This window comes from Sphingomonas tagetis, from assembly GCF_024211275.1.
In the GTDB taxonomy this organism is placed as follows: Bacteria; Pseudomonadota; Alphaproteobacteria; order Sphingomonadales; family Sphingomonadaceae; genus Sphingomonas; species Sphingomonas tagetis.
In genome coordinates, this window is the sequence record NZ_JAMLDX010000015.1 from 16,633 (window position 1) to 28,683 (window position 12,051).

Genomic DNA, 12,051 nt, shown 5'->3' on the forward strand with positions numbered 1-12,051 from the left:
TTTAATCGTCATGTGGCATGTCGAAGCGGAACACGAACGAATCACCGTGAAAATACAGATTGAATGCGCCGATCGCACGGCCATGCGCATCATAGGTCACGGAATTTAGCGAGAGCACCGATGCAAGCGGATCGATGCCCAGATGCTGCGCACAATCCGATGAAGCACCCGTGGCCATCACGTCGAAATGGGACCGCGTGCTGCGAAGTCCGCACTGCTCATCGAGGATCCGGTAAAGCGGGAAGCGACGCAGAAGCGGCGTCGTTACCGCGGCCGCATACTCCTTATCGAAATAGAGCGTACCGTATACCCATGGGCGGCCGTCCTGGAAGGCCAGTCGCTTTACGAAAGCGAGCTCGACCTGATTGCTGAAAACCGTCTGTAGCGACGGTGGCGTGGACACGATGCCGCGCTCCAATACTTGCGCCCGCTTTTCGAACTCCGCGGTAAACAATTGCTGGATTGGCGTGACGACCTGCTGACGACCGCGTGCAGCTTCGCTCACGAACGTACCGCGACCGCGTTGCCGGACGATCAACTCTTCTTCCTCCAGCACGCGCAACGCCTGCCGGACCGGAATGACGCTCACGCCGAATTGCCTTGCCAGCTCGAGTTCCGGCTGAACCGAATCGCCTGGGCCGCGCCCGCCGCTCAGGATTTCCGACCGCAGCAGCGCGGCAATCTGATGCCAAAGCGGGAGTCTCTTGGAAAATCGTTGCATTATGCACCCCTTGCCGACCCATGTGCCACATCATCGGCCATCGCCAAAGTGCGACGCACACTAAACCCGGTTCCCGGCGCGAGGAGAAGGATCGGTCACGGTGCAGTCGAGACAGCCAGCAACCAATGACGCCGCAGTTTGACCCAAGCCATCACGGCGCGCACAGTCCGCGCGATCATGCACAAAACCACGGCCTGCCCGACCCGATGACCCGATTTTCCGGAAATCTGCCGATCTGGTATCAGCTGGCACAGGCGTTGCGAGCGGACATCACGAGCTCACGTCTGCGTCCAGGCCAACGTATCATGCCGGAATTGGCGCTCGCCGAGCAGCATGGCATCAGCGTGATGCCGGTTCGACAGGCATTGCGCGCGTTGGAAGCAGAGGGTCTGATCGTCCGCCGACGGGGAAGCGGCACCTATGTCAGCGAAACATTACCGTTGAGCGTCGCGGGCGCAACGTCGCTCGAGGCGCTTTACTCGCGCGAATTCGCCACGCCCGCATCCATCCTCGAACGCGGCAATACGGCTGTGCCGCCGATGCTCGCCAAGCATTTTCCGGGCATGGAAACGCTGTCATTCATACGCAGGCTCGCCTTTCGCGGCGAGACGCCCTGGTCCTATGGGACACTGTACGTCCCGGCGCGGTTTGCTGCCCAGCTGACGACCGATCTTTTGACCCGGTATCCGATCTATCGCTTGCTGGCCGAGCGATGCGGCGCCGAAATTGCGCGGTCGCATTTCGAGGTCAAGGCGGCACCCGCCGGAAGCGAGGTCGCGCATTATTTGGCGATCGAGCCGGTTTCACCCGCACTGGCGCTGATGTGCGTGACATTCGACAAGCAAGGCAAAGCGGTCGGTGCGTTCGATATGCATTTCCCCGCCGATCCCTTTTTCTTCAGCTTTGAGACCCCGCACTGACCGAACGCGCTGGCATGACAGGGACCGGCGGCGCATCGACATAGTCGGCGATCGCCGTGACGATCGCAGCTTCATATGTGGCGATCGCCGCCTCCTTGACATGACCGTAACCGCGAATCTCCTCGGCCATGGCAGCGATCCGAACGGCAGTCCCGATGGTGGCCGGCCCAAGCCCCGCGAGCAGGGTATCGACCAGCCGTTCATAATCGACGATCAGGCTCCGCTCCTTGCGGCGCTCAGCCGAGTAGCCGAACGGATCGAAGGGCGATCCGCGCAACCGCCGTCCCCGGGCAAGCACGGGCAATACCCTAGCAAGCCAGCCGCCGAATGCTCGTTTGCGAAGGTGTCCGCTGACTTCGTCGCGACGCGCGAAAGCGGGCGGCGCGAGGTGGAAGGTCAAGCTGAAGTCGCCCTCGAAATTATCCTTCAGCGCCGCAGCAAATGAGCCATCGGTATAAAGTCGCGCAACCTCATATTCGTCCTTGTAGGCCATCAGCCGAAACAGGCTCCGGCTTACCGCGCGTGTCAGTTCGCCGCCGGTGCCGATCGCCGCTTCCGCATCGGCAACGCGATCGACCGTGGCCAGATAACGGGCGGCATAGGCCTGGTTTTGATAGTTGGTGAGGAACGCGGCGCGTCGAGCGATCGGATCCTCATTGGTAGGCAACGCGTCCAAGTCGGCCGCGCGGAGTACCTGGTCGGGCGCTTCGGCAAGCTGTCGACCGATCGCGAGCGCCGCGCGATTGCTCTCGACCGCCGTTCCGTTGAGTACAATCGCGCCATCGATCGCGGCAAGATCGACGCCAAGCCAACCCTTCTGAGCGGCGAAGCCCACCATCATGAGGTTGGAACCTATCGCATCGCCGAGCAAACGGTCCGCGAGCTGCGTGAAGGGATAGGCCGCTAGGCGGCCCTCCCCCACTCGGTCGCGCAGCCGGCGGGTCAGAAACGACGTGTCAGGCCGCGCATCGCGATCGCGCACGAAATCGCCGGTGATCGAAACGTCGGTATTGACCAGCACATGCGTAGCATCGCGTCTGACGGCCGCCATCACATCGCGGCTGTTGCCGACGATCTCGTCGCATATCAAGATCAGGCCAGCCCCCTCCGGTTCGATCCGCAAAGCGGCGATCTGCGAATCCGCTACGCGCACATGGCTCACCACGGCACCGCCCTTCTGCGCCATGCCGACTTGGTCCAGCATCCCGACCTGCTTGCCGAGCAGATGTCCTGACATGCCCAGCAGGGCACTGATCGTCACCACGCCGGTGCCACCTACGCCCGCGACCATTATGCGTTCATCTGCAATTGCGGCCTGTCGAGGTCGAGGGAGCTTCCCGTCAAACTCGAATGCGGCCGGAGCGGGAGGCTTTAACCGGCCACCCTTCACCGTCACGAAGCTGGGGCAAAAGCCGGTGACGCAGCTCTGATCCTTGTTGCAACTGGACTGGTTGATCTTCCGTTTGACGCCGAACTCGGTTTCGACAGGTTCGACCGACAGGCAGTTGGACTTGACGGAACAGTCGCCGCATCCCTCGCAAACCAGTTCGTTGATGAACACGCGCGGCGCCGTGTCCGCCATCCGTCCGCGCTTGCGCAAGCGGCGCTTTTCCGTCGCGCACATCTGCTCGTAGATGATGACGCTCACGCCCGGCAGGTCGCGCATTTCGAGTTGCAGCGCCTCGAAATCGTCACGGTGCACAAGCTTCGCGACCTTGCGCGCGTCGACTGCGTCGCGTCGGCGATCAGAGTCGTCGGACGCGATCGCGATGGTGCCGACGCCTTCCGCTGCAAGCTGATCGATCAATCGATCGACCGACAGATCGCCATCGACCGACTGCCCGCCCGTCATCGCGACGGCATCATTGTACAACAATTTAAAGGTGATGTTCAGCCGCGCCGCAACCGCCTGACGAACCGCCAGCAGGCCGGAATGGAAGTAGGTCCCATCGCCCATATTGGCGAAGATGTGCTGCTCGCTCGTAAACGGTGAAAGGCCCATCCAGTGGACGCCCTCCCCGCCCATCTGCGCGAAACTCCCTGTGAAGGGCCGGTTATAAGCGGCCAGACCGTGGCATCCGATACCGGCCGTTGCCCGACTGCCAACGGGCAGCGCGGTAGACCGGTTATGCGGACAACCCGAACAGAAAAACGGTTTACGGATCGCAGGCGGGTTCGTGAAGCGCGCCTGCGCCTCAAGCAACCGCTGCGTGTCAGCGGCCGCGGCGCGTAACGCGACATCGCCGGTCAGCGCCGCCACCAGCGTGCCGACAGCATGAGCAATATCCTCCGGCGTGAGATCTCCGGTCGCGGATAGCCACGTGCGCCCGTCTGGACCTTGCTTGCCATAGATCGCCGGTCCGTTGGATCGATTGTACAGGATCTGCTTCGCCTGCCCCTCGACGAACCCATCCTTCTCCTCAACGACCAGCAGCGTTCCGAGGCCATCTGCAAACTCGGCCAGCCCCTCTGCCTCCAGCGGCCAGATCAGCGCTGGCTTGTAGAGCGCGATGCCCAATGCGGTCAGGCGGGCGTCGGTCAGACCGAGCAACTCCAACGCTGAACGCAGATCGTGCCAACTCTTGCCGCTTGCGATCAGGCCGATCCGCGCATTCGGCGGCTTCGAAATGATCCGGTCCAGTCGATTCGCCCTCACATAAGCGGCAACGGCCGGCAGTCTCAACCGAACCTGTCGCTCCTCCTGTTCGAGCGGCGTCTCTGGCCAGCGATTGTGGTAGCCCAGGGGATGATCGTCCCGCTCCGGCAAGATCGGGTCGATGGCCACCGTCGCTGCATCGATCGCACGTGTGGAATCGGCGACTTCGGTGATGATCTTGAGCGCCGCGTAACTTCCCGAATATCGTGACATCGCAAATGCGTGCAGACCCAGCTCGATGATCTCTGCAGGGTCTGCCGGATAGAAAAGCGGAATTGCCAGCGCGGCGGCGATCTCGTCCGATCGGCAGATGATCGAGGATGATTTTGCGACATGATCGTCGCCGATGGCCAACACCACGCCGCCGTGTTCGGACGTGCCCTGATAATTGCCATGCCGCAAAGCATCCGATGCGCGATCGAAGCCTGGCCCTTTGCCATACCAGAGCGAAAATACGCCCTGCACTTGCGCGCCTGAGGTCTGCGCGATCTGCTGCGAGCCGGCAACGGCAGTCGCGGCAAGTTCCTCGTTCACCGCCGGCTGCACGATGATGCCCCGCGATGCGGCCTGGGTCGCTGCCGATGCGAAGGCCGTATCGAGCGTACCGAGCGGCGATCCGCGATAGCCGGATACATAGCCGCCGGTCTCGACGCCTTGGGCCTGATCGCGCTCCGCCTGCAGCAGCATCAACCGGACCAGCGCCTGCACGCCGCTGATGAGAATTCGGCCGTCGCGCTTATCGTAACGGTCCATCAACGATATCGACACAGCGCTCACTCCGACTGCCGTTCACTCCGAACATTACGTGTAATATTATACGTAATGTTCGGAGGTGCAAGCTGTAGCCTGCCATGTCGGCGCGGCGGTATCGTTGCGCGCCGACGCTCACCCGAGACCGCGCACATCGTGTCGGAATTTGGCGAGCCCGGTGCGCACCTAGATGTGAGCTTTCAGGAGGTTGTTCATCCGGTGTGACCGGGCAAGACTGATGTTGCGACCCGTCAGCTTGCGAGGAACGACCGGATGAACATCCACAAGAATGCCCGAACCACGCCCTACAGTCGAGCCGAGATCGTCCGGCGGGTGGTCCTGCTTGGCGAGACACCGAGTGCGGTCGCGACCGCACTCGGTGTCTCGTGCCGAACCGTGGCCAAGTGGCTGGCGCGCTACCGACGCGAAGGCGCAACCGGGCTTGCCGAGCGCAGCTCACGGCCACGCCGGATGCCTTATGCCACACCTGCCGATATCGTCGAGCAGGTCATCGCGCTGCGTCGTCAACGCCTCGTCGGCAAGCAGATCGCGGCGGCGCTGACGCTCTCGTCGGCAACCGTCAGCCGCATCCTGCGCAAGGCGCACCTCAGCCGGGCGCGCGACCTCGATCCGCCCGAACCGGTGCGCCGCTACGAACGCAATCACCCCGGCGAGCTCATCCACATCGACATCAAGAAGCTCGGCCGCTTCGAACGTGTCGGCCACCCGCTTCACTCGGGAGCGCACCAGGCAGGCGAACCACCGCGGCTACGGGGATGGCCAACGCTATGGCGTCGGCTGGGAGTATGTCCATGTCTGCATCGACGACGCCTAGCGCATCGCCTTAAGCCAGGTGCTCGCCGACGAGAAGGCAGCCAGCGCTGTTCCGTTCCTTCACGCCGCCGTCGCCTATTATGCCAGCCTTGGCATCACCGTCACACGCGTCATGACCGATAACGGATCATGCTACAAAAGCTTCGCCGTCCGCGACGCCTGCAAGGCGCTCGGCCTCAAGCATATCCGCACCAGACCCTACACTCCCAAGACCAACGGCAAGGCCGGACGCTTCATCCAGACCTCCCTGCGCGAATGGGCATACGCTCAAGCCTATCCCACCTCAGAACACCGCAAGGCCGCCCTCCAACCTTGGGCTCCACAACTATAACTGGCATCGACCACACGGCAGCCTACAATCCATGACACCCATCAGCCGACTCCCTCAGCCGATGAACAACCTGTTGAGGCTCCACACCTAGAGCGCGAATATCTTCCCGGGGTTGAGGATGGTATGGGGATCGAGTGCATGTTTCACGCGGCGCATCACTTCGATGGCCGGCTCGCCGAGTTCCTGCTTCAGCCACTCCTGCTTGCCCAGGCCGACGCCATGCTCGCCCGTACAAGTGCCGTCCATGCTGAGCGCGCGGGCGACCAGACGCGCGTTGATCGCTTCCACTTCCTCCATCTCCTTCGGATTGGTGGGATCGATCGAAAAGATCACATGGAAATTGCCGTCGCCGACATGGCCCAGGATCGTCGCGGGGACGCTGGCCGTCGCCAGATCCGCCTTCGTTTCGGTGATGCAGGCCGGCAATGCACTGATCGGCACACATACGTCGGTCGCCCAGCCAATCGCGCCGTGCCGCAGGTTGACTGCGGCATAATAGGCCTCGTGGCGCGCCTTCCACAGCCGAGAGCGCTCTTCCGCCGTGGTCGCCCATTCGAAATTGCCGCCGCCATTTTCGCGCGCAACCCCGCTCACCATCTCGGCCTGGTCCGCAACGGATGCGGTCGACCCGTGAAATTCGAAGAAAAGCGTCGTCACTTCGGGAAGTTCGAGCTTCGACCAGCGATTGACTGCCCGGATCTGCATGTCATCCAGGATTTCCACGCGCGCCATCGGGATGCCAAGCTGGATCGACTGCACGACGGTGTCCACAGCCCCCTGCAACGTCGCGAAACCGCAAACCGCCGCCGAGATTGCTTCGGGGATCGGATGAAGGCGCAGCGTCACTTCGGTGATGATGCCAAGTGTTCCTTCGGACCCGACATACAAGCGGCTGAGGTCATAGCCTGCGGCCGATTTGCGCGCGCGCCGGGCAGTGCGGATCACCTCGCCCTGCGCAGTGACGACGGTCAGCGCCAGCACGGCGTCACGCATGGTGCCATAACGGACCGCGTTCGTGCCGCTCGCCCGCGTCGACGCCATGCCACCGATCGTGGCGTTCGCGCCGGGATCGATCGGGAAGAACAGGCCGGTATCGCGCAGGAACTGATTAAGCTCCTCACGGCACACCCCCGCCTCCACGGTGCAATCGAAATCCTCGGCATTCACAGCCAAGATTGCGTTCATACGCGAGAGGTCGAGACTGACGCCGCCGCAAACCGGCAGCGCATTGCCTTCCATCGAAGTTCCAGCGCCAAACGGGACGACCGGAACCTCGTTGGCGGCACACAGAATGACCAGATCCACGACATCCTGTGTCGATGTGGCGAACACCACGGCATCCGGGAGCGCAGGCGCGAAATGCGATTCACTGCTGCCATGTAGACGACACACGGCTTCGCCAGTCTGCGCACGATCCCCGAACCGTTGCCGCAAAGCTTCCAGGAACTGCGGCTCAACGGCAGCGCGGCGGAACTCGACTGGACTGTTCATGTATGGACCCAAATAGCAGAGCAATCGCCGACATGCGCACTTGCGCTGCTGCAGCCGACGCAAACCTGCTACAGAGCGTGCCAATCGATGTCCACGAAATCTTCCGCGAAAGATTTCAATTACCCGCACGGGTCTTGGAGCCAGCGACAGCAACGGCCTGCAAGTCGTTCAACGGCTCGAGCTCTTTGAGCATCGCATAGACGAACTGGGTCCCCGCCGCCCGCTCCTCGGCGGACATTTCGCCCATTGCGGGCGCCAAGCGGGATTCGGTCGCTAAGGCCTCTGTCGCGCTGTTCGCGACGCGGAGCCCCTTGCGGGTCAGCCGGACCATCGTCCGTCCGCTTCCGGCCAATCCCCAACGTTCGACCAACCCCTTTTCCTCAAGGCGATCGACCTGTTTGGTGATCGCGCCGGAAGTGACCAGCAACGCCTTGAACAAGTCGGTCGGCCGCAGCGCATATGGCTTGCCAGATCGTCGCAACGCGAACAGCACGCGCATGTCCGATCCAGACACGCCGAAGCGCTCGGTACACAAGCGCTCATGAAAATCTTCCAGAATACGGCCGATGCGCATCACGACAATGGACAGCAAAAATGCGTCGAGATCGAGATCCGGCCGCTGCTCCAGCCAGGAGTCGATCAGATTCTTCATTTGCGGCTGAAACTGTGGTTTGGAACGTGCCGCCATCGATTACCGCTCTCGGGACCGACCCCAACGCCGGAGCCTAGCCAAAGCTAGTAGCAATCATCGACGAAGGAAAGCGTATGACGCGTACTGCCCCGGCGATGCCCATCGAGCACCGATGAATGCGAGCGAGCCGAGCCCTATTCGCCCCGCGACGCTGCGCCGAAAGAGAGCGGCGGCAACGCGGACTTCACGACCATGCCGCCATCCGCCGGAAGGATCACGCCGGTAACATGCGAAGCAAGGCCTGAGGACAGGAACAATAATGCCGACGCGATCTCCGATGGATCGGCACTGCGGCCACTCGGACTGGCGCCGTCAAGGGCCTGCCACCCCCCGTCGCCGAGCAGATCCAGCATGCGAGGTGTGCGGATGAAGCCGGGCGCGACAGCGTTGATGCGAATCCCGCGTGCGCCGAGCTCTGCCGCTGCACCTCGTACCAGCTGGTTCAGCGCGGCCTTTGCCGAACCGTACAGCACCTGATTCTCGACATAGCGCTCCCCCGCCAGTGAACTCACGAACGCCATCGTTCCGCCGTCGACCATCGCCTTTGCACCCGCGGCGATCGCGTACAGCGCGTGGCGATAGACGATGTCGAGCTGCCACGAAATATCCTGCGGCGACATGTCGACGATGGGTTTGATCCGCGCCATGCCGATCACATCGACCAGCCCATCAACCCCGCCTAACCTGCGTGCGGCCTCGGTAAAGGCGGCCTCGACCTGAACCGGATCGGTCACGTCCGCGACAAAGGCAGTGCCTCCGATTTCCTCGGCGATGCGCTTCGCACGATCGCCGTCGATATCAACGCACAACAGCCGTGCCCCGCACTGCGCGAGCGCGTGTGACACCTGAATCCCGATGCCCTCGCCGGCGCCCAGCACCACGAACCTGCGTCCGTGCAGGTCCAGCATCGATCGAAAGTCGGGAATGTGCATTTTTGCCGTCATCGTACGTGCCTTCAGCATCAGTCCACAGAAGCCGCGTTCGCAACCTCACCTTGCTGTCGTGCCGTCGCACCAAACGGGATCAGCGAACGCCAATCGACGCCGGGCGCGACGAGGGTATCGAACGCCGCAAGATCAGTACAGTCGGCATAGTTTGCGCCCCGCGCGTCGTGGCCCGCCGCAACGTCGTCCGCCGCGCCGAGCAACAGCTTTCGAACGCGCGCGACCGAAACGTCGGCCGCAACCAGATGCTCGCGGGTGCGGTCGGCGATGCTGCCGGCAGCAACGCCCATAACCGCGTCTTCGAAAGCGACGCCGGGAAGGCCGGTCCAATGCACCTTCATCTTGTCTCGATCCTGGCCCATGCCGTTCGACCAATTGGCCCGGAACTCGTTATCCTCGTCCGACCAGTAGCGCGGATCATTCAATCCCAGCAGGCGCTTCAGATGTCCACGATCGACCGGCTGCTCTCCGTGAATAACGAAGAACGTCGCCGTCGTCGTATCATCCATGGGCACTTCAAACACGGTGAACAACACCTTTGGCGCGGGAATGAAGCGAATGGTCGGCATCAGAAACGGATAGACCCGCGCATGCCGTTCGCGCGTCTCGTCAAACTTCCCGTCCACGCGGTCGGACTGGCGGAAAGCGACATATTGGAAGCCGTACTCGGTGTCCTCCAGCTCCATCGCCGGAGCATTGTCCTCGACCGCGAATGCCGCCGGGTTCATGGTGTCGGCACTGGGCGTAAACGTCTTCTCCAGCCAGCCCGGGCGCGCATTGTCGCTGTGCAGGATGCCGACATGCGAACTGTCGGACCCCTGCTCGACCAACTGCAGGTAATTGCAGCGCTGAACGACTCGAAAGATCGTACGATGCGAATCCGGCACGTCTATGAATGCGAAATGCCGGAATGGCGGCACCCGGTCCTGCGGCCCCAGATAAGCCCACAGCATCCCGCCCGCTTCATGAGTCTTGTACGCCGGCGCTTTCATGCGCGCTTTGAACCGCGCGTCGCAATGGTTCGGCGTCTCCTGGATGGTACCGTCCGCGCCGAACTTCCACCCATGATACAGACACCGGATACCGTTATCCTCGACCCGTCCTAGTGCAAGCGACACGCCCCGATGCATGCACATCTCTTCGAGCAGACCAACCTGGCCGTCGCTGTTTCGGAACGCCACCAGGTTTTCGCCGAACAAACGGATGCGAATCGGCCGACAATCGGGCTCGGGCAAGTCGGACGACAGCGCGAACGGCATCCAATAGCGGCGCATGACGGCACCCATCGGCGTCCCCGAACCGACCTCACACAGTTTCTTGTTCTCGGCAGCAGTGACCATCATCGTTCCTCTAATTCTTCCATGGAAGATACTGGTACGAGGTCCGGTGTGTCAAGCGCCAGCGTTCCGACATCCGCTTTCGCTCGACTGGCGCCCTACTGCGCCACCCAGCTTGACGCGCCGACGATGGCGTCGAAAAAGGACCGCACGATCTTCCCCGGACGATCATCGCCCAGACCGATGCCCAGCACCGGCGAGACGTGATTGTGCCCTTCGAGCCATGCCAGCTGCGGCGGCCGCCCATCGACCGCGTTCAATTCCATCGCGAGGCGCAACGTCTGATGCGCAACCTCGGCCGGATCGAGTTCCGCCAGCGTCAGGAGCAGTTCGACATGGCCGGGCGCAATGTGGTTCAAGGGCGAGCGATCGGTCCAAACGCCAGGGTCTTCACCGAAATAGGCGGCAGGCGTTCCAACGACGTCCGCCGTCATCTCGTAAAAGCCACTGAGCAACGCTGCCGCGCGTAGTCCGGCAGGCGCCCCGAAGCGCTGATCGAAGATCGCGCCGGCCGCATGCGCAGCACCGGCCGACTGGGCCAGCAGCACGATGCGCTGGGGGTCGCCGCCATACTCGCTGCCATGCGTCGCAAGCCAGGCCAGCGCAGTAGCCACGTCCTCGCTCCCGCTCGGCCATGGCGCCTCTGGCGCCAGCCGATAGTTCATGCAGACGGCAGCATAGCCGTGATGCGCGAAATATCGGCCGACATTGCCATAAAAGACGCCGTCGCCGTCCTTGTCGCCCGCTACGAAGCCGCCGCCGTGCACGAACAGCAGCAGCGGCGCGTCTGCTCGCGACGTTCGAAAGAAATCCAGCACATGACGTGCCGCTGGACCGTACCGCAGGTCGCGAATGGGCTGAATCCCTGCCCAAGGCGCTTGCTTGGCGCCAATCGCGAAGAGTTCGCGCGTCTGGGCCAGGACGGCCGGGTCGAAACGGGCGCCCATCGCCCGCAGACGCTCCGAAAACAGATTGGCTTGCGTCACGTCAATCCTCGCGCGTTATTGACCTTCGCCCGCAGCGTGCCCATGCATGCGCCGATCATGCCGAGAGAACGGCGATCCGCACGTCCATCGCCCGATCACGCAGGGTGCGCAGCGGGCGATAGGTTTCGCTGTCCTGCCATTCGCGAAACGCGGCGCGCGATGGCCATCGTTGCACGACTAAGGTCGCAAAGGACGGATCGCCGAACACCGTCTCGGCATCGCGACCGATCACCTCGCCGCCGAACTGCGACATATGCTTGCGCACCCCAAGCTGGTACGCGCGCATCGCTTCGGCGTCGTGGATTTCCCGAATCTCGACCACCACGATCGCCGGCCTCGCGGATACGTCATCGTCAGCCACATCGCCTCCTGCTCAATTATTTCTTCCAC

9 protein-coding genes and 1 pseudogene are annotated in these 12,051 nt (G+C 62.6%); 2 read left to right on the plus strand and 8 right to left on the minus strand.

Annotation, left to right across the window (positions count from 1 at the left end; all coding sequences use genetic code 11):
• Nucleotide 1: 1 nt before the first annotated feature.
• On the minus strand, nucleotides 2–721 hold the full coding sequence (locus M9978_RS16970; RefSeq protein ID WP_254295261.1) for a GntR family transcriptional regulator: 720 nt from the start codon (nucleotides 719–721) through the stop codon (nucleotides 2–4).
• 125 nt (nucleotides 722–846) lie between these two features.
• Between M9978_RS16970 and M9978_RS16975 the strand changes: the two genes are divergently transcribed.
• A complete protein-coding gene (locus tag M9978_RS16975) occupies nucleotides 847–1,641 on the plus strand; it encodes a GntR family transcriptional regulator (protein ID WP_254295263.1) in 795 nt (264 codons plus the stop codon).
• Here M9978_RS16975 and M9978_RS16980 read toward each other — a convergent pair.
• Nucleotides 1,619–5,050, minus strand: coding sequence for an indolepyruvate ferredoxin oxidoreductase family protein (locus M9978_RS16980; RefSeq protein ID WP_254295265.1), 3,432 nt, complete (start codon nucleotides 5,048–5,050; stop codon nucleotides 1,619–1,621). The two genes, M9978_RS16975 and M9978_RS16980, sit on opposite strands and share 23 nt — an antisense overlap.
• A 270-nt stretch (nucleotides 5,051–5,320) precedes the next feature.
• Here M9978_RS16980 and M9978_RS16985 point away from each other — a divergent pair.
• Nucleotides 5,321–6,303 (plus strand): annotated as a pseudogene (locus M9978_RS16985) (IS481 family transposase).
• Here M9978_RS16985 and M9978_RS16990 read toward each other — a convergent pair.
• From M9978_RS16990 to M9978_RS17015, 6 genes are all read right to left on the minus strand, one after another.
• Nucleotides 6,300–7,703, minus strand: coding sequence for an FAD-binding oxidoreductase (locus tag M9978_RS16990; protein WP_254295430.1), 1,404 nt, complete (start codon nucleotides 7,701–7,703; stop codon nucleotides 6,300–6,302). The pseudogene M9978_RS16985 and the gene M9978_RS16990 sit on opposite strands and share 4 nt — an antisense overlap.
• Nucleotides 7,704–7,818: 115 nt before the next feature.
• Nucleotides 7,819–8,355 carry a MarR family winged helix-turn-helix transcriptional regulator gene (locus M9978_RS16995; protein WP_254295267.1) on the minus strand — a complete coding sequence of 179 codons (537 nt, stop codon included), beginning with the start codon at nucleotides 8,353–8,355 and terminating at the stop codon, nucleotides 7,819–7,821.
• Nucleotides 8,356–8,528: 173 nt separating this feature from the next.
• Entirely contained in the window at nucleotides 8,529–9,356 is an 828-nt protein-coding gene (locus M9978_RS17000) for an SDR family NAD(P)-dependent oxidoreductase (protein ID WP_254295269.1), read from the minus strand.
• Nucleotides 9,356–10,678 (minus strand): Rieske 2Fe-2S domain-containing protein, encoded by a 1,323-nt coding sequence (locus M9978_RS17005; protein WP_254295271.1) that lies wholly within the window; start codon nucleotides 10,676–10,678, stop codon nucleotides 9,356–9,358. Before M9978_RS17005 ends, M9978_RS17000 begins: the two co-directional genes overlap by 1 nt.
• A gap of 95 nt (nucleotides 10,679–10,773) precedes the next feature.
• On the minus strand, nucleotides 10,774–11,622 hold the full coding sequence (locus tag M9978_RS17010; RefSeq protein WP_254295273.1) for an alpha/beta hydrolase: 849 nt from the start codon (nucleotides 11,620–11,622) through the stop codon (nucleotides 10,774–10,776).
• Between the two features lie 94 nt (nucleotides 11,623–11,716).
• A complete protein-coding gene (locus M9978_RS17015; RefSeq protein WP_254295275.1) occupies nucleotides 11,717–12,022 on the minus strand; it encodes a DUF1330 domain-containing protein in 306 nt (101 codons plus the stop codon).
• Nucleotides 12,023–12,051: the final 29 nt, after the last annotated feature.

Coding starts and splice junctions, on each gene's coding strand:
- M9978_RS16970 (WP_254295261.1), bottom strand. CDS start 721: ATGCAACGATTTTCCAAGAGACTCCCGCTTTGGCATCAGATTGCCGCG.
- M9978_RS16975 (WP_254295263.1), top strand. CDS start 847: ATGACGCCGCAGTTTGACCCAAGCCATCACGGCGCGCACAGTCCGCGC.
- M9978_RS16980 (WP_254295265.1), bottom strand. CDS start 5,050: ATGGACCGTTACGATAAGCGCGACGGCCGAATTCTCATCAGCGGCGTG.
- M9978_RS16990 (WP_254295430.1), bottom strand. CDS start 7,703: ATGAACAGTCCAGTCGAGTTCCGCCGCGCTGCCGTTGAGCCGCAGTTC.
- M9978_RS16995 (WP_254295267.1), bottom strand. CDS start 8,355: ATGAAGAATCTGATCGACTCCTGGCTGGAGCAGCGGCCGGATCTCGAT.
- M9978_RS17000 (WP_254295269.1), bottom strand. CDS start 9,356: ATGCTGAAGGCACGTACGATGACGGCAAAAATGCACATTCCCGACTTT.
- M9978_RS17005 (WP_254295271.1), bottom strand. CDS start 10,678: ATGGTCACTGCTGCCGAGAACAAGAAACTGTGTGAGGTCGGTTCGGGG.
- M9978_RS17010 (WP_254295273.1), bottom strand. CDS start 11,622: ATGGGCGCCCGTTTCGACCCGGCCGTCCTGGCCCAGACGCGCGAACTC.